This is a genomic window from Devosia litorisediminis, from assembly GCF_018334155.1.
GTDB lineage: Bacteria > Pseudomonadota > Alphaproteobacteria > Rhizobiales > Devosiaceae > Devosia > Devosia litorisediminis.
Genome location: NZ_JAGXTP010000001.1, coordinates 1,880,110 through 1,905,025 on the forward strand (window position 1 = coordinate 1,880,110; position 24,916 = coordinate 1,905,025).

22 protein-coding genes are annotated in these 24,916 nt (G+C 61.0%); 11 read left to right on the top strand and 11 right to left on the bottom strand.

Annotated features, from left to right (window positions below; translation table 11 throughout):
* Positions 1-93: 93 nt before the first annotated feature.
* From KD146_RS09020 to KD146_RS09030, 3 genes are all read left to right on the top strand, one after another.
* Positions 94-1,299 (top strand): MFS transporter, encoded by a 1,206-nt coding sequence (locus KD146_RS09020; RefSeq protein ID WP_212658346.1) that lies wholly within the window; start codon positions 94-96, stop codon positions 1,297-1,299.
* Positions 1,300-1,429: 130 nt separating this feature from the next.
* The gene (locus tag KD146_RS09025; RefSeq protein ID WP_212658347.1) at positions 1,430-3,178 is read left to right on the top strand and encodes a sensor histidine kinase; all 1,749 of its coding nucleotides are present in this window, start codon (positions 1,430-1,432) and stop codon (positions 3,176-3,178) included.
* Positions 3,175-4,518 carry a sigma-54-dependent transcriptional regulator gene (locus KD146_RS09030; RefSeq protein WP_212658348.1) on the top strand — a complete coding sequence of 448 codons (1,344 nt, stop codon included), beginning with the start codon at positions 3,175-3,177 and terminating at the stop codon, positions 4,516-4,518. Before KD146_RS09025 ends, KD146_RS09030 begins: the two co-directional genes overlap by 4 nt.
* A 7-nt stretch (positions 4,519-4,525) precedes the next feature.
* Here KD146_RS09030 and KD146_RS09035 read toward each other — a convergent pair whose 3' ends face one another.
* From KD146_RS09035 to KD146_RS09065, 7 genes are all read right to left on the bottom strand, one after another.
* On the bottom strand, positions 4,526-4,945 hold the full coding sequence (locus KD146_RS09035; protein WP_212658349.1) for a nitroreductase/quinone reductase family protein: 420 nt from the start codon (positions 4,943-4,945) through the stop codon (positions 4,526-4,528).
* 93 nt (positions 4,946-5,038) lie between these two features.
* On the bottom strand, positions 5,039-6,466 hold the full coding sequence (locus tag KD146_RS09040; protein ID WP_212658350.1) for a glycosyltransferase family 2 protein: 1,428 nt from the start codon (positions 6,464-6,466) through the stop codon (positions 5,039-5,041).
* On the bottom strand, positions 6,463-7,500 hold the full coding sequence (locus KD146_RS09045; RefSeq protein WP_212658351.1) for a HEAT repeat domain-containing protein: 1,038 nt from the start codon (positions 7,498-7,500) through the stop codon (positions 6,463-6,465). The genes KD146_RS09040 and KD146_RS09045 overlap by 4 nt, the downstream gene beginning before the upstream one ends.
* Positions 7,501-7,502: 2 nt before the next feature.
* On the bottom strand, positions 7,503-8,621 hold the full coding sequence (locus tag KD146_RS09050; protein WP_212658352.1) for a YaiO family outer membrane beta-barrel protein: 1,119 nt from the start codon (positions 8,619-8,621) through the stop codon (positions 7,503-7,505).
* A 13-nt stretch (positions 8,622-8,634) separates the two neighbouring features.
* Positions 8,635-9,000 carry a response regulator transcription factor gene (locus tag KD146_RS09055; protein ID WP_212658353.1) on the bottom strand — a complete coding sequence of 122 codons (366 nt, stop codon included), beginning with the start codon at positions 8,998-9,000 and terminating at the stop codon, positions 8,635-8,637.
* A gap of 220 nt (positions 9,001-9,220) precedes the next feature.
* Positions 9,221-9,850: a hypothetical protein gene (locus KD146_RS09060; RefSeq protein ID WP_212658354.1), complete on the bottom strand. Its 630-nt coding sequence runs from the start codon at positions 9,848-9,850 to the stop codon at positions 9,221-9,223.
* A 161-nt stretch (positions 9,851-10,011) separates the two neighbouring features.
* Complete coding sequence (locus tag KD146_RS09065; protein ID WP_212658355.1) at positions 10,012-12,024, bottom strand: PAS domain S-box protein; 2,013 nt, start codon at positions 12,022-12,024, stop codon at positions 10,012-10,014.
* 356 nt (positions 12,025-12,380) lie between these two features.
* On the opposite strand from KD146_RS09065, the gene KD146_RS09070 reads away from it, so the two are divergent.
* The 3 genes from KD146_RS09070 to KD146_RS09080 all read left to right on the top strand — a co-directional run bounded on the left by KD146_RS09070 (position 12,381) and on the right by KD146_RS09080 (position 15,731).
* The gene (locus KD146_RS09070) at positions 12,381-13,382 is read left to right on the top strand and encodes a DctP family TRAP transporter solute-binding subunit (protein WP_212658356.1); all 1,002 of its coding nucleotides are present in this window, start codon (positions 12,381-12,383) and stop codon (positions 13,380-13,382) included.
* A gap of 71 nt (positions 13,383-13,453) precedes the next feature.
* Positions 13,454-14,128, top strand: coding sequence for a TRAP transporter small permease (locus KD146_RS09075; RefSeq protein ID WP_427857067.1), 675 nt, complete (start codon positions 13,454-13,456; stop codon positions 14,126-14,128).
* A 4-nt stretch (positions 14,129-14,132) separates the two neighbouring features.
* Positions 14,133-15,731, top strand: coding sequence for a TRAP transporter large permease (locus KD146_RS09080; RefSeq protein ID WP_212658357.1), 1,599 nt, complete (start codon positions 14,133-14,135; stop codon positions 15,729-15,731).
* 81 nt (positions 15,732-15,812) lie between these two features.
* Here KD146_RS09080 and KD146_RS09085 read toward each other — a convergent pair whose 3' ends face one another.
* Positions 15,813-16,130: a hypothetical protein gene (locus KD146_RS09085; protein WP_212658358.1), complete on the bottom strand. Its 318-nt coding sequence runs from the start codon at positions 16,128-16,130 to the stop codon at positions 15,813-15,815.
* A gap of 17 nt (positions 16,131-16,147) precedes the next feature.
* The gene (locus KD146_RS09090) at positions 16,148-16,822 is read right to left on the bottom strand and encodes a helix-turn-helix domain-containing protein (RefSeq protein ID WP_212658359.1); all 675 of its coding nucleotides are present in this window, start codon (positions 16,820-16,822) and stop codon (positions 16,148-16,150) included.
* A gap of 140 nt (positions 16,823-16,962) precedes the next feature.
* Here KD146_RS09090 and KD146_RS09095 point away from each other — a divergent pair, with 140 nt between their 5' ends.
* Positions 16,963-17,685, top strand: coding sequence for a response regulator (locus KD146_RS09095; protein ID WP_212658360.1), 723 nt, complete (start codon positions 16,963-16,965; stop codon positions 17,683-17,685).
* A gap of 1 nt (position 17,686) precedes the next feature.
* On the opposite strand, the gene KD146_RS09100 is transcribed toward KD146_RS09095, so the two are convergent.
* Positions 17,687-19,231 carry a PAS domain S-box protein gene (locus KD146_RS09100; protein ID WP_212658361.1) on the bottom strand — a complete coding sequence of 515 codons (1,545 nt, stop codon included), beginning with the start codon at positions 19,229-19,231 and terminating at the stop codon, positions 17,687-17,689.
* A gap of 221 nt (positions 19,232-19,452) precedes the next feature.
* Between KD146_RS09100 and KD146_RS09105 the strand changes: the two genes are divergently transcribed.
* Entirely contained in the window at positions 19,453-20,745 is a 1,293-nt protein-coding gene (locus KD146_RS09105; RefSeq protein WP_212658362.1) for an NAD(P)/FAD-dependent oxidoreductase, read from the top strand.
* Positions 20,746-20,803: 58 nt separating this feature from the next.
* On the opposite strand, the gene KD146_RS09110 is transcribed toward KD146_RS09105, so the two are convergent.
* The gene (locus tag KD146_RS09110) at positions 20,804-21,721 is read right to left on the bottom strand and encodes a helix-turn-helix domain-containing protein (RefSeq protein WP_212658363.1); all 918 of its coding nucleotides are present in this window, start codon (positions 21,719-21,721) and stop codon (positions 20,804-20,806) included.
* A gap of 105 nt (positions 21,722-21,826) precedes the next feature.
* On the opposite strand from KD146_RS09110, the gene KD146_RS09115 reads away from it, so the two are divergent.
* The 3 genes from KD146_RS09115 to KD146_RS09125 all read left to right on the top strand — a co-directional run bounded on the left by KD146_RS09115 (position 21,827) and on the right by KD146_RS09125 (position 24,912).
* Complete coding sequence (locus KD146_RS09115; RefSeq protein WP_212658364.1) at positions 21,827-23,101, top strand: ABC transporter substrate-binding protein; 1,275 nt, start codon at positions 21,827-21,829, stop codon at positions 23,099-23,101.
* Between the two features lie 165 nt (positions 23,102-23,266).
* A complete protein-coding gene (locus KD146_RS09120; protein WP_212659172.1) occupies positions 23,267-24,097 on the top strand; it encodes a carbohydrate ABC transporter permease in 831 nt (276 codons plus the stop codon).
* On the top strand, positions 24,094-24,912 hold the full coding sequence (locus KD146_RS09125; protein WP_212658365.1) for a carbohydrate ABC transporter permease: 819 nt from the start codon (positions 24,094-24,096) through the stop codon (positions 24,910-24,912). Before KD146_RS09120 ends, KD146_RS09125 begins: the two co-directional genes overlap by 4 nt.
* Positions 24,913-24,916 lie beyond the last annotated feature (4 nt).

Genomic DNA, 24,916 nt, shown 5'->3' on the forward strand with positions numbered 1-24,916 from the left:
GATGGCCGCCTTTGAGGCAGATCAGTTGGATTCCCGTCATGCCCGGGTCTCTTGAACCGCATCTTGCTGGACGGTTCAGGGATCGGGATTGCGTTGGCCAGAGTAAAGATCGAGCGCGGCTCCCCTGACTATTGGCGCGCCTCTGCTGCGCTGTTTCTGGCCGCTTTTTCCGTCTTTGCCGCCGTCTATTCGGTGCAGCCGCTGCTACCGGTCTTTGCCGTGGAATTTGGCCTCGATGCCGCGACAAGTTCGGTCTCGCTGTCGGCGACGACCGCCACGCTGGCGCTCTCACTGTTGCTGATCGGCTGGCTGGGCAACCGGTTCAACCGCAAGCGATTGATGTTGGCTACCATGCTGGCGACGGCTGTGCTGGTACTGGCAGTGCCCGCCAGCGTGGACTGGACCAGCCTGGTTGTGGCACGCGCGCTGCTGGGTATTGCGGTTTGCGGGGTGCCAGCCATCGCCATGGTCTATCTGGCCGAAGAAATGTCCAATTCGGCGCTGGGGCTGGGCATGGGGCTGTTCGTCGGTGGTTCGGCCCTGGGTGGCATGAGCGGGCGGCTGATGGTGGGATATCTCTCGGAGATGATCGGCTGGCGTGCCGCGCTGACGGCGCTGGGCGTGCTGATCCTGATCAATGCGCTGGTCTTCCTGCTGCTATTGCCCGCGCCCAAAACCCCGCGCGCGACAACACTGAGCGTGCGCCAATTGGGCGCCAATTTCGCCAGTGTGTTCTCCGACAAGGCACTGCCCCTGTTGTTTTTGTGCTCGTTCCTGATGATGGGCGGCTTTGTCGCCATCTATAACTATGTCGGCTTCCGTCTGCTCGCCCCACCCTACAATCTTGATCATGGCCAGATCGCACTGGTGTTCGTGGTCTATCTGGTGGGCACGTTGGGCTCGGCCTGGATGGGCTCGCTGGCCGGACGACTGGGGCGGCGCAAAGTGTTCTGGCCGCTGATTGTGGTGATGCTGACGGGATTGGCGATCACCCTGATGAGTTCGCTCTGGGCCATTGTGGCCGGCATGGCGATCATGACCTTCTCGTTTTTTGGCGCACATTCGATCGCCAGCGCCTGGGTGGCGCGCCGGTCCCAGGATGCGCGGGCGCAGGGCAGCGCCATCTATCTTCTCGCCTATTATGCCGGCTCAAGCGTCATCGGCACGCTGGGCGGCTATGGCTGGAGCCATTGGGGCTGGCCAGGCGTGGTGGGCTTTTCGGCCATCACCTTTACTATCGCCCTGCTGCTGGCTTGGCGGCTCTACATCCTGCCGCCGCTCAACCTGCCCGTGGATTGAAGCAGCAAAAAATTGCATGACGGGTGCCCGCCCGCGATGCGATAACGGACCACACCTGCAAACTGTCCGGAACCGCAATGCTGCCTGAAACCCGATCCAAGCGCCCGGACGCGCCCCGCGTGTTGTGGCCATGATCAACGGCGCAGCCGTCTCACGACGCTATATCCGGCTGAGCACGCTCAATGCGCTGATCGGGCTGAGCCTGTGTGGCGCGGCGGCCTATTTCGGTGGTCGCACGGCGTCTGATCTGCAGGCGAGCCAACTGGGCGCAGCGGCGCAGCAAATTCTCAATGTGCAGGCCGAGGCGCTGAACGGTGCGCTCGACAAGTACCGCATGCTGCCAGTGATGCTGGGACACCGTCCGGACACAGCGGCGCTGTTCGAACCGGGGGCGGACACGGCAGCGACGCGGCGCATTGCCGTGCAGGCAGCGGGTATTTCAGGCGCACTGGACGTGGTGTTTGTGCGCCCCACAGGCGCGGTTCTGGCGCGGGCCTCGGCCTCGGTGGCGGATGTTATTGCCCCTGATTCAGATCTGATGCGTGCCGCCCTGCAGGGGCGACTGGGCCGCGACGAACGGGTGCTGGCAGATGGCCGGCGCACTTATGTGTTCAGTTCGGCAATGTGGCAGGGCACCACCGTGATCGGCGCAGTGGCAGTCTATGTCGACCTTGAAACCATCGAGGACAACTGGTCGCTGATCAACAATCCCATTCTGGCGTCTGACGCCTCAGGCATGGTGATCATTTCCAACCGCCCTGCCTGGCGGATGGCACCGCGGCCCGATTTCCGCAATACGGTGGAGGGTGGTGGCGCCAATCCAATGCTCGAAGAACCGACCCGCTATCTGGCCCGTTCGCGCTATCTGGCGCCGCTGAACTGGACGCTGACCGTCTTGTTGCAGGCCGCACCGATGCGGCTGGCGGCAGCCCTGTGGGGCGGGCTGGCGGCGGCGCTGACGCTGGGTCTGACGCTGGCCGTGCAGATGCTGATCAACCGCAACTTTGCCATTGTGCGCCGTACCAGGGCACAGCGTGCCAATGCCCTGCGGCTGGAACGGATCGTGCGCGACAGAACCCGCGAACTGCTCGATACCAATACCTCGCTGGCCTATGAGGTGGGGGAGCGCAAGGCGGCGGTCGAGATGTTGCGCAAGACCCAGGCCGAACTGGTACAGACCGGCAAGATGGCCGCGCTCGGCCAGATGTCGACGGCGCTGTCACACGAGATCAACCAGCCGCTTTCGGCGGTCAAAACCTATGCGCAGAATGCGCTGACCTATCTGCAACGGGGCCGGCAATCCGAGGCGATGGAGAATATTGGCCGTATTTCGGAGCTGACCGACCGGATGGCGGCAATTTCCAAGCATTTGCGCAACTTTGCGCGCAAGCCCAACCCGACATTCGGCTCGACCACCATTGCCAAGGTCATCGAAGACGCGCTGCTCGTGGTGTCGGCCCGCTTGCGTGAGCAGAGCGTGACGGTGACCACCGATCTGCACGATGCGGGCTTGCTGGTGCGGGGCGGACCGGTGCGGCTGCAGCAGGTGATGGTCAATCTGATCCTGAACGCACTCGACGCCATGAAGGGCCAATCCGACCCGACAATTGCGATCAGCGTTGCGCAGGTCGAGAACACTGTGCAGGTCTCGGTCCGCGACAATGGACCGGGCATTGAAACGCAAGACCTCGACCAGATCTTTGATCCGTTCTTTACCACCAAGGAGGTGGGTCAGGGCCTGGGTCTGGGCTTGTCGATCTCCTACAACATCATCAAGGATTTCGGCGGCACCTTGTCGGCTCACAATAGTGAGGATGGTGGCGCCTGCTTTGTGGTCAGTCTGGATCAGGGCGAGGGTGAACAGGTGGCTGCGCAATGAGTTTGCCCATCGAAGTGCTGCTGGTTGATGATGAAGAAGATCTGCGCCGGGCGACCAGCCAGACATTGGATCTGGTCGGGTTTCCGGTACGCACGACCGCCTCGGCGGAAGAAGCGCTCGCCTCGGTCTCGCGCGGCTGGCACGGCATTCTTGTGACCGATATCCGCATGCCCGGCATGGACGGCATGACCCTGTTGCGCAAGGCGGTCGCCATTGATCCCGACCTGCCTGTGCTGCTGCTGACCGGGCATGGCGACGTCAATCTGGCGGTCGATGCGATGCGCGATGGCGCCTATGATTTCATCGAAAAACCCTTTTCGGTCGAACGCCTGCTTGATTCCATTACCCGCGCAATGGAGAAGCGCCAGCTGACGCTGGAAAACCGCGCCCTGCGCTCCAGCGTTGCCAACCGTTCCGATGATCTGGAGACCCGTCTGGTGGGACGGACGCCGGTCATGGTGGCGGTGCGCAAGCAGATCCGCGCCGTCGCGCCCACCCGAGCCGATGTGCTGATCGTGGGCGACACCGGGACCGGCAAGGAGTTGGCCGCGCGCGCCATCCACGATCTGTCGTCAGATGAAGACCGGCCCTTTGTCGCCATCAATTGCGCAGCCATCCCCGCAGAGATGATGGAGGCCGAATTGTTCGGCTATGAGGTTGGGGCCTTTGCCGGCGCGATGCGGGCCCGGGTGGGCAAGTTCGAACATGCCCGCAATGGCACGATCTTCCTGGACGATATCGAGAACATGCCGCTCTATCTGCAGGCCAAGCTGTTGCGCGTTGTACAGGAGCGGGCCGTGACGCGGTTGGGGTCGCACGAGCCGATCGCGCTCAATGCGCGCTTCATCGCAACTTCCAGCGTTGATCTGGAGCGGGCCGCCAATGAGGAGAGCTTTCGCAAGGATCTGCTCTATCGGCTCAACATCGCCACGTTGCGCCTGCCGCCACTGGCCGACCGGGCCGAGGACATCCCTGCCCTGTTTGCCCATTTGGTTCAGATCGTTGCCACGCAGTTGCGCGTGCCGGCGCCAAGCCTGTCCACCAGCTATCTGTCCAGCCTTAGCCTTCGCCCCTGGCCGGGCAATGTTCGCGAATTGCGCAATGCCGCCGAACGCTATGTTCTGGGCATTGATGGCGTCGAGGAGGCACGTGCCGCCACCAGTGCAACGACGCTGCGCGAGCGGGTCCAGGCCTTTGAACGCCAGGCCATCGCCGACGAACTCCGCGCCCAGAATGGCAGCCTGAAGGCCGTCTACGAGGTTCTCGGCCTATCGCGGAAATCGCTATACGAAAAAATGGTCAAGCTGGGGCTGGACCGCAAGGACTTCCGGGAGGACTGAGGCCCGATCAGCGCCGGGTCAGTTCAACCACCGGAATGGTGCGTGTGGTCTTTTCCGCATAGTCGGCGAACTGGGGGAACAGGCTCGCCTGTCTGGCATAGGTCGCATCGCGCTCTGCTCCCTCAAGGACGCGCGCCCGAACCGGGAGCCGCTCAATTGTGGTGCCATCACCGACGGAAATATCGAATTCCGGCTGAGCGACGATATTGTGAAACCAGGATGGGTCCTTGGGACCGCCGGCATAGGACGCAAAGACGAACCAGCGGTTGTCGTCCTGTGGCAGGAACATCAGGGGCTGGGTGCGCTCGACCCCTGACTTGGCCCCAATGGCATGCAGCAGCAGCACAGGGGCATCTTTGAAATAGCCACCCGGCTTGCCGCCATTGGCATTGAAGTCTGCAATCACCTGATCGTTGAAGTCGCTCATGGTCCCTGCCCTTGCCTATGTGTGTCGTCCAGACCCCAGAGGTGGGGTACCGGGTCCGACGGCACAAGGGGCAGCGCCATTCCGGCTGAGCCATCAGTCCTTTGGCGTGAAGCCGGTACGGGTCATTTCGCCCCAGTCATTTTCTGAGCGGATGTATTGCCAATAGCCCTTGATGCGCCAGAAATTATTGAGCTGGCGATAGCCAAAATTCTCCAGAACTGCTGCGGCTGTCAGCACCGCCAGGTCGCGCGCCCTCGGAAAACGTCTAATTTCGACTTCTTCCAGTACCAGCGACGCCACGCTGACGAATACGCCGAACACAAAGACAAGGGCGGTGTAGGCCAGCAGGAAATCGGTATCGAGCACGCCGAGCAGCCACAGGAGTGGCACCAGAAAATAGCCGATGACCTCAGCGATGGGACCGAGGACATCGACGATCAGCATTTGGCCGAAGCCCAGTATGCCGACGCGACCATAGCGCGGGTTCAGCGCCATGTGGCGATAGCGGAAGAATGCCTCAAGCGCCCCGCGCTGCCAACGCGCACGCTGGCGGCTCAGAACTGCCAGGCTTTCGGGCGCCTCGGTCCAGCACACAGGTTCGGGGATAAAGACGATGCGATAGCGGCGCTTGTTGTCGATCATGTAGCGATGCAGCTTGATGACGATATCGAGGTCTTCGCCAGCCGACCCCTTGGTATAGCCACCCACGGCAACGGCCTCGCGACGGCGGAACATGCCAAAGGCGCCCGACACCAGCATCAGGGTATTGATGTGGCTCCAGGCCAGCCGCGCCATGAGAAAGGCGCGCAGATACTCAACCACCTGAAACAGCGGCAGGATCTTGTTGGGTAGCCTGATCTGGGTCACCCGCCCGTTGTCGACCACGGAGTTGTTGACGATACGGATCGTGCCGCCCACGGCCACGGTCCGGATGGGATCTTCGATGTAGGGCTGGGCGGCGCGGATCAGCGCGTCAGCTTCGAGTACGGAGTCCCCGTCGATGATGCAGAACAGCGGCGCGCGCGAGACGTTGATGCCGGCATTTTGCGCGTCGGCCTTGCCGCCATTGAACTTGTCGACAACGATCAGCCGGTCAGACGACGGCGCGCTGTAGATCCCGCGAATTTCCTCGTGCTCAAGCTTCGCTTCATAAGCGCGTTCAACCGGCTCGAGCCCAAAGGCATCGATCAGGCATTGCAGCGTGTCGTCCTTGGAGCCGTCATTGACGACGAGCACTTCGTAGTTCGGGTATTCCAGCGCCATCAGCGAGCGCACGCTTTCGACCACATTGGCCTGCTCGTTGAACGCCGGCACGATCAGCGCAATAGGCGGTGCGACCTCACTATAGCGGTGCCAGAGTACTGCGGAACGGGCCACGGGCGGACGGCTGGCCAGGGCAATGGCAGCAGCAATCAGCTGGAACACGTAGATGGCAGACTGCGCCAGCGCGACGAACACGATCACCCAGGCGGCGCCGCGCCCGATGGTGATGGCCAATGCGATCAAATCGACTTCGTTCATGCGCGGTTCTCCTCAGCCAGCAGCACCGCGGCACTTCTCTGTGTTCTTGAAGACGGCCCCTGCGACAGCGCAACAAGAGTTTGCTGCCCCTCATCACCAAGAGCGCTGAGCGACTTGGCCGCGGTATAGCGGACAATCCACTCGTCATCATTGAGCAGTCGCGCCAAACCACCATTGGCAGCGCTCAGCCCAAGCCGTCCAGCAGCGGAGGCGGCTTCAAGGCGCACTTCCCAGGAGGGATTGTCCAACGCGGCCAGCAGGGTATCGGCGGAGCGTGGATGCCCGATCAGACCCAGGGCGCGAATGACGGCGGCCTGTACTTCGGTGTGGGGGTCGGCGAGCAAAGCTTCAATTTCAGCAATATAGCCGAACTGACCGGTGTGCCCCAGCGCATCGACGGCCGCAGCACGGACAAAATCAGGGAGATCACGATTGGTCGCCAGCGCAATCAGCTCATCACTGCGATCAGTGGGGACCGAGCGAAACAGTTCGATCAGGCGGCGCGAACGCTGGCCACGGAAGCCGATCCTGTCAATGGTTTCGGCGAGGGGCGGCAGCGCATCAAGGCGTGCCAGGGCGATGCTGGCGGCGATACGGACCTCGCGTTTGCGGTCGTTCAGGGCGGCCAGCAACGCCTTGCGGGTATCCTGATAGGGAAAGGATGTCAGCCGCTCGATGGCACTGAGCTTCTGGGCCTCCTGCCCGTTGAGCAATTGGCGCCGGATCTCGTCAGGATAACCGGCGGCGGCCAGCACGCGCACAATCTGCTCGCGATCATCGCCACGCAGCACTTCGACAAACTGGAAGCAGACTTCAATCACCAGCGGCGCGGGAAACTGCGACAGCGCCTCGCTCAGCGCGTCTTCGTCGTGCGCGGCGGTAAATTCCATCAGGCTCTGGCGCAGTTGCTTCTGCAAGACAGCATCATTGGCCTTGCCCGCATCGATGAACCAGCGGCGCACCATCAGCGCGATCATCACCCCGATGGAGATGAGTGCCAGGATTGCCGTACCGATCCAGATCGACTGCAACATGGCTAGAACCTCACGCTGGCGCCAAGCCCGATGCTGGTGCGCTGGTAGGCTGCCCGGAACTCGTTGGCGGCATTGGCCCGCAGGGTCACAGCATCGCTCAGTGCCACGGTGACACCGCCAAATACCGACTGCACGTCGAGCAACGTGTTTCCCGAAATTTCGGGCGCATTGGCGTAGCCGAGAAACAGCGTGCCGGCGTCGGTAACGGCCATATCGGCGCGCAGGACGAAGCCGTCACTTTGAACACCACTATCTTCAAGCGTATGAACCCACTGCGGAGTCAGCGTCAGGCGGCCGTCAAACAGGCTGATGGCAGCACGCACCGCCAATGTAGTGGAGCGGTTCGCATCATAGATGGCGTGACGGATATCGGCGCCGATGGTCACCCCCACCGCCTCGCCTGTCAGCACACGCCAATCGCCGCCAGCATCAACTGACAGATGGGGCAGGAAGCTGGCATTGGCGGCTAGTGCGAGACCACCATAGAGCCCGATGCCGGGCTGGACCTGCGTAGCAATGCGCAAGGTTGCCTGCTGATCGCTGACGCCATTGCGGCTGGCGTTGCGCAATTGCAGCGCCAGGCTGGTCTGCTCGCTGGCGCGATAGGACAGCCCGACCAGAGCATCGATCCAGTTGCCCCGGCCAGCGCTGAGTTCGCTGTATTCGGTGCTGACATCGACCCGCCACGGACGATCATCGGCCACCGCCTGGTCGATGATCACCAGCAGGTCCGCCGCGTCCCGATAGTCAGGCTGGCGCTCCACCACGCGCTGGGCCAGCGTCCGGGCGCCAGCCCGATCGCCCTGGCGAAATCGGGCCTGGGCCAGCCCGAAGCGGGCGTCTTCATAGCCTTCGGCCAGCACCAGTACACGTTCGAACACGGGTTCTGCCAAAGCGGGCTGGCCCGCACCGAGATAGGCAAAGCCCAGTTGTACCAGCGCGTCGGTGTTGTCTGGTTGCTGCGCCACGGCCCGCTCCAGCAGGCTGATCGCTGTATCAAAGCGTTGCTCGAGACGCGCCTGCGTTCCCTGCTCGTAGAGCGTGGCGGCGCTTTGCGCGGCTGCCGGGGCCGATGCGCAGAGCAGAACAATCGGGGCAGCCAGCAGAGCGACGCGGATCATGGGTTAGGTCTCGTCAGGTCAGGTATTTCTGGATGCGAGCCAATAGCTCATCGGGGATGAACGGCTTGACCAGATAGTCCGCAGCGCCCGCTTCGAGCGCCGAGACGATATCCTTCTCGCCCTTGCGCGCGGTCAGCATGATCACCGGAATATGGGACAGGCTTGGTTCGTCCTTGAGCTGCACCAGCAGCGCAAAGCCATCAATACCGGGCATCATGGCGTCGAGCACGACCAGATCGGGCTTTTCAGCACGGATCTTGGCCAGCGCCTCTTCCCCGTCATGGGCGGTCAAAACCGTGTAGCCCTTGCCTTGCAGGCGAAACTCAATCAGCTCGATCAAAAGCTGGTCGTCGTCGCATATCAGAATTGACTGGCTCATGAAGGCGCTCCTGGTCGTGTCGGTCCAGACGATTGGCTACGCGGCTTCGGTGGCACATCAAGGGCAAACATTTGGCATCAAGGCATTTTCCAATGGGTTTGCCCGATCTCTCACAGATAGCACGCCACATGGTAAATGGCGCGTAAACGCAAACGCGCTTGTGAACGGCAAGAGCGGCACGCGTCGCTCACTCTCGCACGAGAGGCAGTCCAGAAGAGAATCAGGTCTGGTCCATGATGATTTGCTGGATGGCCTTGCGCTGACGCCGCGAGCGGATCTGGCGGGTGTGAGCGGTATCGGGCGAGATTGTAACGCCCTGATCATCGCGCACGATGGAGAATGTCCGCCTGGCACCGATCAGCAGATCATCGGAGGAATGATCGGCGATGATCATGATCTCGATCTCGATTGGCTCGGCGCGCGCCAGCAGATCCTTGGGGGCTGGTCCCTTGCGGGTGCGCGTTACCCTTTCGATCAGGCTCTGGAACGAGCCGATCGAGGTATAGTCGCCGGGATGCAGCGGGCCCTGATGGGTGCGTTGACGCGGATCGTTGGGCCGCTCGCGCTCATCGATGACCTCGAAATCGGTGACGCATTGTTCCCAATTTTCGCTGCCGGCACGCACCGTGGTCAGCACGCTTTCAAGATAGATGGAATCCGAGCTCATATTGCTGACAAAGCAGGCGGCATCCAGCCCTGAGCCTGCGGCGCGGTTGATGACGATCTTGGGCTGTGTCTGCCGACGGAAGCCGGCCAGAAATACCTGCAGATAAACCAGCCAGATGACCACCATTGTCATGTTGGTGGCCAGGCTCAGCATGTCGCTGTGCTGCGTTATCCAGTCGAGCATGGTGGCTGCAGTCCTTTGGGCGGGAATGTCCAAAGGGCAAGATCTGCGCTGCTTTCAGCGTGACTTACCCCGGCTTGCGCGTGCGCATCAGTGCACGGAGCTAAAGCCAGCGCGCCAGGATCGGTTCCATGCAGCGCTCAGTCGATGCGGAACGCCGCGCCCTACTCGGCAGCCAGAGGCAGTTCGATCCAGAAGGTCGCGCCCTTGTCGGGTTCACTGTCGAAGCCGATGGCGCCTCCCATCTGGGTGATGATCTCGCGGCTGATATGCAGGCCAAGCCCACTGCCGTATTTGGTGCGCGTAGCCGATGAATCGGCCTGCGAGAACTTGCTGAAGATCAGCGGTGCGAAGTCCTTGGAGACACCCTGCCCCTGATCGGTGACCTCAACCCGGCAGGTCTGATCGTCGGCACTGAGGGTTACCTCAACCTGCCCGCCCACGGGCGAGAATTTTGCGGCATTGGAAAGCAGATTGCTCATAACCTGCTGCAGCCGGGCCGGATCCACCCTGACCTGAGCATCGACGTCACCGGCATTGGTGCCGATCTGCACGCCGAAACGGTCCGCATAGGGCTGGTTGGTTTCGATCGCGCTGAGGATCATGGGCGCCACAAACTCGCGCCGCATATCGAACTGCATCTTGCCCGAGGCGATCTTGTCGATGTCGAGCATGTCATTGACCAGCAGGATAAGGCGCTCACTGTTCTTGTTGGCGATGTCGATCAGGTTGCGCACCTTGAGCGGCAGTTCAGCGGCCATTGTACCGGCCAGCAGACCCAGGGCGCCGCGGATGGCGGTCACCGGGGTACGCAGTTCGTGGCTGACGGTCGAGATCAGCTCATTTTTGACCCGCTCCACCTCGCGGCGCTCGGTGATGTCCTGAATCTGCGCCACCAGATATTTCACGCTGCCATCGGGATTGCGCACGGCCGATGCACTCAACTGCGCCCAGACCGTATCGCCATTCTTGCGCAGATAGCGCTTTTCAATAGTGTAGGTTTCGATCTCGCCGTCCAATAGCTGGCGCACCAATTGATCGCTGGTGGCCAGATCGTCAGGATGAGTGACCGTGCGGAAGTTCTGTTCGAGCAACTCGTCCTGGCTGTAGCCGAGCAGGTCAGCCAGCGCCTTGTTGACGCCCAGCCAGCGTCCGCTCGGTTCGAGCAAGGTCATGCCGATCGAGGCATGCTCCATGGCGATACGGAATTTTTCCTCGCTGGACCGGAGCTCCATCTCCATCCGCTTTTGCGCGGTTGTCTCAACTGTAACGCCGGCAATGCCGATAATCCGGTTGTCGCCGTCGCGCAGCGGCACCTTGGATGTGCGATAGGAGCGGCTGACCTGGTCCGGCCCGACCGTGGTCTCCTCAAGATCGGTAATCGACCGACCGGTCCGGATGATGTCCTGTTCCTGTTCGAACAAGACCTGTGCGCGGGCAGGCTCGACCAGATCGAAATCGGTCTTGCCCACAAGCTGCGCGGGATTGTCGAAGCCGTTGTGCTGCACCACCGCCTGATTTGCGGCGACAAAGGCGCTTTTGATATCCTTGACGAACTGAAAGTCCGGCGCCTGCAATAGGGCAGCCTGCAGGATGCGGCGCTCCCACAGCCCGGATCGGGCCTGCCAGACCGTAAAACCCATCAGGGTGGTCGCCAGAAAACTCACCATGGCAACGGGCAAGGCGAGCGCGTGCATCGGCTCGTTCACCGCATTGGCAGGCAGGAAGGTCAGTGTCGCCCACACAAGAAAGGCCACCAGAACACCGAGCAGAAGCACCAAGTGTGGCTGCGGTGTGGCCGAGTCATTCCACTTGCGAAGGCCCAGGGCCCCCGCGGCTGTCACCACCATGTTGATCACCGCTATGATAGCCCACTCGCCCCCCTGACTGAGCCGATAGGCACCGGCGATCAATACCGAGATCGTGGCCACGACCGGCCCACCAAAGAAAGCGCCAACAGCAATCAGCCCGGCGCGCAGATCGAAAAACACGTCTGGTCCTGTCTGGATGGACATGACCAAGCTCACCACAGCACCGCCGCCGATCAACAGGCCCGATATAGCGCGGCGCACCATCGCTGAGCGGCTATCGAGCCATATCTGCAGCTGCGACCAGGTGGAGGTCACGAGCGCGACAACAGCAAGATTGGCAATCAATGCCTGCCAGGTCGTATCCATCGCAAATTGTCCAATCAAACGGCTCGGTAAGGTCCAATCTAGCCAAATTAAGTTTCCGACCTGTGGACGACCTGCATGCAGGACAAAAAACCTTGCTCGCTGCCGTCACTGCAGGACGCGTGCGGGACGACCGCAGCAGGCAATACGCCGGCAGACGCCGCCATATGCCTCGGTTTGTACCCAAATCCCCCCATGCCAGATGCTTGATGTTACCAAATCCACCCATTCGGCGCTGCAGGTGACACATTTCCGTCGAATTTCATTGTGTCGGCGGTTGTTCTTTGTGTCAGCAGCAGCGCAGTGCTGGGGGATAGGTGCCAGCAAGGCACCACGACATTCGATTGGGAGTGAGACAAATGAAGACAATTTTGGCAACCGCCTTGACCCTTGGCGCGATGGCGCTGGGCACGCAGACTGCAATGGCAGCATGCGATGATGGCGAAATGGTCATCAAGTTCGCCCACGTGGTGGCAGCAACCGGTCACCCCAAGGGTGATGCGGCCACAATGTTTGCAGACCGCGTCAATGAAGAGATGAACGGCGTCGCCTGCATGGAAGTGTTCCCCAATTCCACGCTGTTTGACGATGACAAGGTGATGGAAGCCCTGCTGCTCGGCGACGTGCAGCTGGCCGCCCCTTCGCTGTCCAAGTTCGAAGCCTATACCCTCAAGTACCGCCTGTTTGATCTGCCCTTCCTGTTTGGCGATCTGGATGCCGTGAGCCGCTTCTTTGCGACCGATACAGCCAAGGATCTGCTGCTGGCCACTGAAGATGTCGGCTATACCGGTCTGGGTTACTGGTCCTCGGGTCTCAAGCAGTTTTCGGCCAACAAGCCGCTGCTGATGCCTGAAGACGGCAACGGCCTGAAATTCCGCATCCAGACCTCCGATGTTGCCGAAGCCATGATCAACGCCATGGGCGGTTCGGCTCAGAAGCTGGCCTTCTCGGAAGTTTACGGTGCGCTGCAGACCAAGGTCGTCGACGGTCAGGAAAACACCTGGTCCAACATCTACACCCAGAAGTTCTTCGAAGTGCAGGATGGTATCACCGAGACCAACCATCAGTTGCTGGCCTATCTGCTGGTTACCTCGACCGAATGGCTGGATTCGCTGGACGCCGAAGTGCGTGACCAGTTCCTGACCATTGCCGAGGAAGTCACCATCGCGGCCAACGACTCGGTTGCTGCGCAGGAAGCCGCGAACCGCCAGAACATTCTGGATGCCGGTGGCACCATTCGCGAACTGACCGAAGAGCAGCGCGCTGCCTGGATTGCTGCAATGAAGCCCGTCTGGGCTGAGTTTGAAGGCGATATCGGCGCCGACAATATTGCCGCCGCCGAGGCTGCCAACGCCATGTAAGACGACTGGTCCGGAGCTCCCTGGAGCCCCGGACCACCTCGCCTTGGCGCACAGACATTATTGGGGGCAGCATGACGCAGATGGTCGTGATTATAGCAGTGCTGATCGGGGCGCTGTTTTTGATTGAGCGGCGGTGGCCCAGTGCCGTTACCCGCTTTGAAGAAGGGACACTGGCCATTCTGATGGCCGCGCTGACCCTGGTTACCTTCACCCAGGTTGTGATGCGCTATGGCTTCACCACAGGCTGGGGCGGTGCGCTGGAATTCACCCGCATCCTGTTCGCCTGGCTGATCCTGTTCGGCATGAGCTACGCCATCAAGATCAATTCGCATCTGGGCGTGGACATCGTGCTCAACCTGCTGCCCGCGCGCGCGTCGCGCATCATGGCAGTGGTCGCGGCCCTTGCCTGCGTGCTCTACGCCTTCACCCTGCTATATGCCAACTGGCTGCAGTTCTTCGGCATTGATGCCCGGGGTGGCGCCATCGATTACTGGGCCAAGATGTTCAAGGTGGGCATTGGTCTGGATGACCTGCGCTATCCCGAATGGGCGCAGGAGAGCTTTGGCCTGCAAGAGCGCGTGCAGCGCTGGATTGCCTATCTGATCCTGCCCACGGGCCTGGCCCTGTTTGCCTATCGCAGCCTGCAGGCGGCCTACAACATCGCCACCGGCAAGCGCCAATACATCATCGCCAGCCACGAGGCAGAAGACCTTGTGGCCGAGAACAAAGACGCGGTGAAGGACTAACACCATGGAATCCATCATTCTTTTTATCATGGTGATCACGCTCCTGTTCATGGGCGTGCCCATCGCCGTGGCTCTGGGCCTGTCGAGCGTTCTGACCATTGCCCTGTTTTCGAGCGACAGCATGTCCTCGGTGGCGCTGCAGCTGTTTTCGGCGTCGCAGAACTATACCCTGCTGGCCATTCCGTTCTTCGTGCTGGCCTCGACCTTCATGTCGACCGGCGGCGTGGCGCGGCGCATCATTCGCCTTGCCGTGGCCAGTGTTGGCCATTTCCGCGGCGGTCTGGCGATGGCCTCGGTGCTCGCCTGCATGATGTTCGCGGCGCTGTCGGGCTCCTCGCCCGCCACCGTGGTGGCCATCGGCACCATTGCCATCGCGGCGATGCGGCAGGTTGGCTATTCCAAGGAGTTTTCGGCCGGCATCATCGCCAATGCCGGCACGCTGGGCATTCTCATTCCCCCCTCGATCGTGATGGTGGTCTATGCCACCGCGACCAATGTGTCGGTGGGGCGCATGTTCCTGGCGGGTATCCTGCCCGGTCTGGTGGCCGGACTGATGCTGATGATCGCCATTTATGTCGTCGCCCGTCGGCGCAATCTGCCCAGCGAGCCGTGGCGCGGCTTTGGTGAAGTGGTGTCTGCCGGCAAGGATGCTGGTTGGGGCCTGTTCCTGATCTTCATCATCATTGGCGGCATCTATGGCGGCGCCTTTACGCCCACCGAAGCGGCGTCGGTTGCTGCGGTGTACTCGGTGTTCGTGGCGCTGTTCGTCTATCGCGATATGGGGCCGCTCAAGGGTCTGGCCTGGATCCCGGAAGGGTCCGCTGCCAAGACGGTGGTGGGCTTCAAGGCCAGCGTTTATGCGCTGGCGATCTTTGCGGTGTGGATGATCTCGTCGTTCTTCTTTCTGGGCGGCATGGATACCACCACCCGCATGCAGATCGGCATCGCGCTGGCCGTCTTCGTGCTGGGGGCCTACCCCTATGCACGTCAGCAGCCCAACCCGCTGACCTTCCTGTCCGGTCTGCCGGTCTGGGGCTACAATCTGGGGCTGATCGCGCGCCGTTTCGTGCCTGCCCTTTTCCATGGCGACACCAACAAGGCCATGGTCGACAGCGCCAAGACGACCGTGATGTTGATGTTCATCATCGTCAATGCGCTGCTGTTCGCGCACACCCTGACGGCCGAGCGCATTCCGCAGACCATCACCGAATGGATGCTGGGCGCTGGCTTCAACTGGTTCACCTTCCTGATTGCCGTCAACATCCTGCTGTTGATCGGCGGGCAGTTCATGGAGCCATCAGGTCTGTTGCTGATCGTGGCGCCGGTGGTGTTTCCCATCGCGATGGAACTGGGGATCGATCCGATCCATCTGGGCATCATCATGGTGGTGAACATGGAGATCGGCATGGTGACGCCACCGATCGGGCTGAACCTGTTCGTGACCTCGGGCATTACCGGGATGAGTCTGGCGCAAGTGGTCAAGGCAGCCCTGCCCTTCGTGGTGGTGCTGCTGATCTTCCTGATCATCGTCACCTATGTGCCGGCGCTCTCGACCATGGTGCCCTATGCCCTGATGGGGCCGGAAATCATCCTCAACCGCTAGTGTGCTAGCGGCGCCAAAAAACAAAGAGCCCGCGGTCAGTGACCGCGGGTTTTTTGGTTTGTTGGTCGCGCTGCCCAAGGCTCAGGACTGAAGGTCGTGCAGTTGCACGCTCTGGGCCGCGCTTTCGAGCAGGGTCTTGGCGACCAGAGCCTCTTCCTTGGCCCCCTTGAGATCGACGCGGAGCATCACCGCGCTGGGAAAGCGCAAGCGCAGATCACCCAGCGTGGCCGCGCTGAGGGCGGGTCGGTCGTGACCGGGACCCATTTCTGCAACCGCCTGGGCAATGGGACAGGATACACAGCGGCTGATCCCCTGGCTGGCCAGCCGCGTCGCGACAGCATCCAGATCAGCGGTGGTGGCGAAGATACCGATGGCAGCGCGACGACGGGCCTCGGACATGGTCATACTCTGCCAGATCAATGATCGGTGCCGTCGCATTCGGCAAGCTGGCGCAGGCGTTCCAGGCTACGCACCTGAAAGCTGCCCCGATCGGGCAGATCGATGATGCGCAGGGTGCGCAGGCGGGTCATGTTGCGGCTGACGGTCTCGATGGTCAGGCCAAGATAGTCAGCTATGTCGGCGCGACACATGGGCAGGGCCAGACGCTGCGCAACTGGATCGGGCGCCTTGCGGGCCATGGTCAGCAGGAAGCTGGCGATACGCTCGATGGCGGTCTTGCGGCATAGCAGCAAGGACAGATCCTGCAGGGTCTCAACCTCGCCGCGGGCAACTTCAAGCAGCTTTTCGGCCAGTTCGGGGCGCTCGCGCATGGCGCGCAGCAGGGATTGCTTGTGGATGACGCGCACCCGGGTCGTGGTCAGTGCATCGCAATCGAAGCGATAGGTGTCACCCTGGCAGAAGCCGACAATGTCACCGGGAAAGGCGAACGCCACGATCTGGCGGCGCCCATCGGGGAAAATCTTGTAGGCGCGCACTGCGCCACTGAGAACTTCATAAAATGCGGTGGTTTCATCGCCTTCCCGGAAAAGGGCGTCATAAGGCGCCAGCAACCGCACGCCGCCTGTGCTGCCGCCTTCGGCTGGCCAGGGGGTCGGGGTCTGAGCTGGTGACGCAATAGTGGAAAGCTGCATGATGAATCCTCGATTCCCGCAAATCACTGTGGACGTGGGCTATAAGAGGGGCGGCGTGTAAGCTGCGTACGCGGCCTTTGTAATCAATTGTAACGGGGAGCATGGGCAGCCGCCCGGCCGACCAGGAGTGCATTTCCGGCATGAGCGACAATCAGAGCCACATACTGGTGGTGGATGACGACGATCAGGTGCGCCGGATGTTGCGGCGTTGCTTTGAAGATGAGGGCTACCGGGTCAGCGAAGCCACCGATCAGAGCGGCGTCGATGCCGCGCTCGACACCGGGATCGATCTGATGACGCTTGATCTCAATCTGGGCGGCACCGATGGGCTGACCATTGCCCGCCAGGTGCGGCAGAACTGGGATCTGCCCATCATCATGATCACCGGCAAGGGCGACATGATCGACCGCATTGTGGGGCTGGAGATCGGCGCCGATGACTATATCGCCAAGCCCTTTCATTTGCGCGAAGTGCTGGCACGCGTCCGCTCCGTGCTGCGCCGCAGCGGTCCGCGGGAGACAGCAAGTGCTGCAACGGCCGCGCCGACCGCCTGCATCCGGTTTGATGGCTATGCGCTGGATATGGATCGCCGCTCGCTACAAGGCAGCGCTGGAGCCATTCGCCTGACCAGTGGCGAATTCGATCTGCTGGCGCTGTTCGCCCGCCACCCGCATCGCGTGCTCAGTCGCGACCAGATCATGGACATGCTAAAGGGCCATGACTGGGCGCCCAATGATCGCAGCATCGACAACCAGATCGCCCGACTGCGCAAGCTGATCGAGGTCAATGCCCGCGAACCGCTGCTGATCAAGACCGTGCGTGGCGCCGGCTATTGCTTCACCCCGCACTCAATCGAGGCCTGAGCTAGCTCTTGAGCGCTGTGTCGATGGCATCCGCCAGATCTGCCAGACGGTATGGCTTGCGCAGGATTTTCAGTTTCTCGCCATGCTCGGGGGCGTCCCGCGACATCTCCTCGGCATAGCCAGAGGTCAACAGCACCGGCATGTTGGGATATAGCGCCTGCACCTTGGCGCGCAGCTCGAAACCACTCATCCCGCCGGGCATCACCACGTCCGAGAACAGCAGATCGGCCAGCTTTCCCGAAGCGAGCAGTTCGATGGCTTCGGCGCCGCTAGCTGCTGAAATGACGGTATAGCCCAGCTGCGTCAACCGGGTCACGGTCAGCTTGCGCACCCGCTCATCATCTTCAACCGCCAGTATGGTCTGACCTGCCCCAGCCAGCGCCTCCAGCTCGGAGTCAGCGACAACCACGGGCTCGACCCGGTGGCGGGGCAGGAAAATGCTGACAATCGTGCCCTTGCCCGGACCGCTATCGATGGTCGCCAGTCCACCAGACTGCTTGGCAAAGCCGTAGATCATGGAGAGCCCCAGCCCGGTGCCGCGCCCCTGTTCCTTGGTGGTGAAGAAGGGCTCGAAGGCCCGTTCACGCACGGATTCGCTCATGCCCTCGCCCGAATCCGAAACGGTCAGGCGAACATAATCACCGGGAGAGAGACCATCGAGCTGCTGGCCCATCTCCTCGTCGACCACCGCATTGCTGGTCTCGATGACCAGCCGTCCGCCCTCGGGCATGGCGTCGCGGGCATTGACGGTCAGATTGACGATGGCACTTTCAACCTGTGAGGGGTCGACCCGCACCGGCCAGAGGCTGGGGGTCAGCGCATTGGAGAGATAAATCGTCTCGCCCAATGTGCGGTGCAGCATGTCTGTCAGGCCGAGCACGAAGCTGTTGAGATTGATACTCTCGGGCTCAAGGTGAGAGCGGCGGGCAAAGGCCAGCAAGCGCGTGGTCAGGCGCGCGCCAAGATCGGCAGCATCAAGCGCTTCGGTGGTCAATTCGCGCTGCAGCGGAGTGGTCAGCTTGCCTTCAAGCATTTCGAGATTGCCGATGATCACCGTCAGCAGATTGTTGAAATCGTGGGCGATGCCCCCGGTCAACTGTCCCATGGCTTCCATTTTCTGGGCCTGGCGCAGCGCCAGTTCGGTTGCCTTGTGCGCAGACAGGTCGTGGATGATGCCGGTGAAATAAGTACGGCCATCCATCTCGAATTCGCTCACCGCCAGATGCATGGGGAAGAGCGAGCCGTCGCTGCGTCGCCCACTGACCTCACGGCCAATGCCGATGATCCGGCGATGGCCGGTCGTACGGTAATTGTGCAGATAGCCGTCATGTTCGGCGTGGTAGGGCTCGGGCATCAGGAAATGCACGTTGCGGCCGAGAAACTCTTCCGGACTGTAGCCAAACAGCCGCGCTGCGGCCGGATTGACGGTGGTGATGTGGCCGTGGTCGTCGATGGTGATGATCCCATCGACTGCGGATTGCAGGATCGACTGCAGCTTGCGGGCCTGCCCGAGCAGCGAGGAATTCAGTTCATTTTCGTCGGACACTGCAGACACACCATGGTTAGGACTGTCCCGAGTCCTAACCGTGCCGCCTGCCCTGCACAAACGAAAAGGGGTCGCAGATGCGCCCGGCCAAACGCTCACACCCTTGATGCAGGTCAAAAGGGTGCGCCTCGCGATTTGTTAGGCTGGGACATTAGCGGGATGGCCCGCCTGCGCGTGGCCTGCCCACCACACGAGCTTCACGCTCGTTTAAGGAGGATACAATGGCACATGTCGTCGTACTCGGCGCCGGTCTCGGCGGCACAATCATGGCCTATGAGCTGCGCGATGCGCTGGGGTCAGAGCATCAGATCAGCGTCATCAACAAGGGGCCGGAATACTCGTTCGTTCCGTCAAACCCCTGGGTTGCTGTAGGTTGGCGCGACCGGGACGCGGTAACCGTGGATCTGGCGCCGGTTTTCGCCAAGCGCAATATCGACTTTCACCCGCAGGGCGCCAAGCGGCTGCATGCCGCCGAAAAGCGCGTTGAACTCACTGATGGCCAGTCGATCAGCTATGACTATCTGACCATTTCGACAGGTCCGGAACTAGCCTTTGACGAGATCCCCGGATTTGGTCCGGAGCACTTTACCCAGTCGGTCTGCCAGATCGATCATGCATTGAAGGCCAAACCGGCCTTTGATGCGCTGGTGGCCAATCCTGGTCCGGTGGTAATTGGCGCGGTTCAGGGCGCGTCGTGCTTCGGCCCGGCCTACGAGTTCGCCTTCATTCTGGAAAAGGCACTGCGCGACGCCAAGGTGCGGGATCGCGTGCCGATGACCTTTGTCACCTCGGAACCCTATGTCGGTCATCTGGGACTGGACGGGGTTGGCGACACCAAGGGCATGATCGAAAGCGCCATGCGCGACGGCCATATCAAATGGATCTGCAACGCCAAGCTCGACAAGGTCGAGGATGGCAAGCTCAGCGTGTCCGAAATCGCCGAGGATGGCTCAGTCAAGCAGGCCCATGAACTGCCGTTCGCCTATTCAATGATGTTGCCCGCCTTCCGCGGCGTCGAGGCGGTCCGTGACATTGAGGGGCTGACCAATCCGCGTGGCTTCATTCTGGCTGATAAATATCAGCGCAATCCCGCCTTCCCCGAGATTTTCTCGGTGGGGGTCTGCGTTGCCATACCGCCGGTCGGCAAGACGCCGGTTCCCGTCGGTGTGCCCAAGACCGGGTTCATGATCGAATCCATGGTCACGGCCACGGTGCAGAACATTGCCCGACTGATCGCCGACGAAGAGCCCAATGCGGTGCCGACCTGGAACGCCATCTGTCTCGCCGATTTCGGGGATTCCGGCATTGCTTTCGTCGCCCAGCCGCAATTGCCACCGCGCAATGTGAACTGGTCCTCGGAAGGCAAGTGGGTGCATCTGGCCAAGGTCGGTTTCGAGAAATACTTTATGGGCAAGATGCGGTCGGGACAGTCCGAGCCGTTTTACGAGCATCTGGCTTTGCAGGTGCTGGGCATCGACAAGCTCAAGGCGGTCAAGACCGAGCCTGCGGAGTAGCGCAACGCGCTGCCGACGAAATGCAGAACGGCGCCCGCGGGCGCCGTATTATGCGAGCCTAGTTTACCGAACCGCTGGAATGGGCGCGGATGACGCCGGGGACGCTGGGCCGGCACCGCACATCACGCCGGAAATCGGTGGGCGACATGCCCGCAATCTTGCGGAACGACTTGTTGAATGCACTGAGTGAACCAAAGCCGCTATCCATGGCAACCTGCAACACATTTGCGTCTTCCTGCATCAGCAATGCCTGGGCGTAGCTGAGCCGCATCAGATTGACATAGTCGTTCAGCGTCATCCCGGTCGATTTCTTGAACACGTTCATCGCGTATTTGGGGTGGATGTCGGCTGCGGCGGCGATATCGCTAGAATCAATATCCTCGCGGAAATTGTCGGCGATGAAGTCACAGATGCGCACCACGATGGGCGAGGAATGGTGATCCAGTCCCTCGACGGCGCTGACGACATCAGCAGGTCCGGGCATCAGTTCGTAAGGATCAAAGCGGACACGCTCAATGCGCAGCAGCAGTTCGTCCACCGCCATACCCGCCTTCATCAGGTCGCCAGAGCGGGCATAATCGTTCCATCGCGCAAAATTGAGCGCATCGGATGCATCGGTTGCCTTGGTCACCAGGGTAGCGCCCTGCATGAGTTTTGACTGTACGTCCTGGGGGAGCCGGAGGCGGAAGAAATGCACCAGCGGCAGGTGCCCACCGGCATAGATCAGATCGTCCGAGGAATCGTCGAGCCAGTGGGGCAGCCCGCCCCAGAACAGAGCCATATCCCCAGCATTGAAGCGGACATCATGGCCGCTCATGCGATAGTGCGCCCAACCGCGCACGATGTAATTGACCTCGACCTGAGCGTGCCAATGGGCTCCGCGCATCACCAGTGGTGATGAATGAAACATGTGCAACTCAGTCGGTAGTCGCTCCACCCCATTGGCTTCGGGTTCGTAGTACGCCCGCGCCGCCATCTTACTTTCCGCCAACTCTGCATACCTTTTGGCATAGACGCCTTGCACCAGTAGCATAGCTTAGAAAGCGCTCGTCGTAAGAGCAAACTAAAAGGGAGGACTAATATGACTCGCATCGCATCTCACCTGAGCAAGACCCTCGCCGTCGCACTCACCGGTGTCAGCATGCTCAGCGTCACCGCTGCTTCGGCACTGGAAATCACCGTCTGGTGCTGGGATCCCAATTTTAATGGCGCGACCATGAAGGAAGCTGGCGAGCGCTATACCGCCATGCATCCCGACGTCACGTTCAACATTGTCGACTTTGCCAAGGCCGACCTTGAGCAGAAGCTGCAGGCGCAGCTCGCTTCGGGCACTACGGACGGGCTGCCCGACATTGTGCTGATCGAGGACTACGGCGCACAGAAATATCTGCAGTCGTTCCCCGGCGCCTTCGAAGCGCTCAATGACAGCGTCGATTACTCTGCTTTCGCACCCTACAAGGTCGAACTGGCAACCGTGGGCGACCAGACCTACTCGCTGCCTTTCGATTCCGGCGTGACCGGCCTGTTCTATCGCTCCGACATCCTGTCCAAGGCTGGCTATGAAGCGGCAGATCTTGAAGACATCACCTGGGACAAGCTGATCGAAATCGGCCAGGACGTGAAGGAAAAGACCGGCGACACCCTGCTGCCGATCGATCCAAACGACGCTGGCTGGTTGCGCATCATGATGCAGTCGGCAGGCTCGTGGTATTTCAACGCTGATGGCAGCGTGAATATCGAAGGCAATCCAGTTCTGAAGGCCTCGATCGAGACCTATCAGCGCCTGCTCGCCGCCGGTATCTCCAAGCCGGTTGCCGGCTGGACCGAATATACCGGCAGCTTCACCTCGGGCGATACCGCCGCCACCTTTACCGGCGTGTGGATGACCGGCACGATCAAGGCCAATGCGGATCAGTCCGGCATGTGGGGCATCGCGCCCCTGCCCGCTCTGGACGGCGTCGAAGGCGCAACCAATGCGTCCAATCTGGGCGGCTCGAGCTGGTATGTGATGTCCTCGGCCCCCGAAAAGGATGCCGCCATCGACTTCCTCGCCGAAGTCTGGGGCAAGGATGCCGATTTCTACCAGAAGATCCTGGTCAATCAGGGCGCTCTCGGTTCGCTGCTCGCGGCCCGCGATGGTGAAGCCTATTCGGCCAGCGACCCCTTCTTTGGTGGTGCTGAAGTCTGGCAGAACTTCTCGAACTGGCTGGGCGCCATCCCGTCCGTCAATTACGGCATCTTCACCAACGAAGCCGACGCGGCTGTTGTTGCGCAGATCCCGGCCATCACCAGCGGTGGCAATGTCGATGAGATCATCGCGGCCATCGACAGCCAGGTCCGTCAGCAGATCCAGTAGGCTCTGATCTGATACGCCGGGGGCGGGTTTCCCGCCTTCGGCACCTAAGGTCTGGTGCAGGCGGCACAGACGGCAGGCTGACACGGCCAAACGGCAAGCAGGGGGCAGCAGGTGGCGCAATCCAATCTGATACGACGCGAGCAGATCAACGGCTGGGCATTCATCATGCCCGCTTTGGTGCTGCTGGGTGTCTTCATGGTCTATCCCATCCTGTGGTCGCTCTGGATGAGTTTCCAGGTCGGGCGCGGGATGAATCTGAGTTTCGGCGGTCTGGCCAATATCATCCGGCTGACCCAGGACACGGTGTTTCAGCGGGCGCTGACCAATACGATGATCTTCCTGGCTGTCCAGGTGCCGGTCATGCTGGTGCTGGCCATGCTGTTTGCCAATGCGCTCAACGACAGCAGGCTGTGGGGCCGCAGCATCTTCCGCACGGCGATCTTTTTGCCCTGCGTGACCTCGCTGGTGGCCTATTCGGTGATCTTCCGCTCGATGTTTGCCCAGGATGGCATCATCAACCAGATGCTGATGGCGATCCACGTCATTGCCGACCCCATTCCCTGGCTGGCCGATCCGTTCTGGGCGCGCGTTGTGGTGATCCTGGCGATCACCTGGCGCTGGACCGGCTACAACATGATTTTCTATCTCGCCGCGATGCAGAATATCGACCGCTCGATCTATGAGGCGGCGCGCATTGATGGCGTGCCGGCCTGGGCGCGCTTCTTCTACATCACCGTGCCCATGCTCAAGCCGGTGATCCTGTTCACCACCGTGATCTCCACCATCGGCACCTTGCAGCTGTTCGACGAGGTCAATCTGATCACCCAGGGGGGACCTTCGGATTCCACGCTGACGCTGTCGCTCTACATCTACAACCTGACCTTCAAGTTCATGCCCAGCTTTGGCTACGCGGCCACGGTCAGTTACGTGATCGTGATCCTGGTGGGTATCCTGAGCTTCATTCAGTTCCTCGCGGCACGGGATAAACGCGCATGAGTAACCCCCTCGCTTTGCTCAGCCGCACCGCCACCTATGCCCTGCTCACGCTGGCGGCATTCATTTCGGTGTTCCCGTTCTTCTGGATGCTCGTGGGAGCCACCAACAGCTCCAATGACATCATTCGCGGCAAGGCCACGCCCGGCACGGCCCTGTTCGAGAACATCACCACATTTGTGAACTCGGTGGATCTGCCCCGCATCCTGTTCAACTCGTTCTTCATCGCTGGCGTGGGCACCATCGCCACGCTGATCGTGGCGTCACTGGCCGGCTATGGCTTTGAGATGTTCCGCTCGAAGGCGCGTGAAAAGGTGTTCGGGGTGATGATCCTGGGCCTGTCGATCCCGTTTGCGGCGCTGATGATCCCGCTCTTCGTGATGATGGCGAGCTTCAAGATGATCAACACCTATCAGGCGATCATCCTGCCCACCGTGGCCTCGATCTTCATCATCTTCTACTTCCGCCAGGCCACCAAGGCGTTCCCGACCGAGTTGCGTGATGCAGCCAAGGTCGACGGGCTCAAGGAATGGCAGATCTTCTTTTTCATCTACATGCCGGTGATGCGCTCGACCTATGCGGCGGCGACCATCATCGTGTTCATGGCCAATTGGAACAATTACCTGTGGCCGCTCATCGTGCTGCAGACCAATGACATGAAAACCCTCACCCTAGTGGTGGCGGGCCTGACATCGGCCTACACGCCCGATTTCGGTGTCGTCATGGTTGGTTCGATAACGGCCACCCTCCCCACCCTGATCATCTTCTTCCTGCTCCAGCGTCGCTTCGTCGAAGGCATGCTGGGCGCGGTCAAATAAGGTT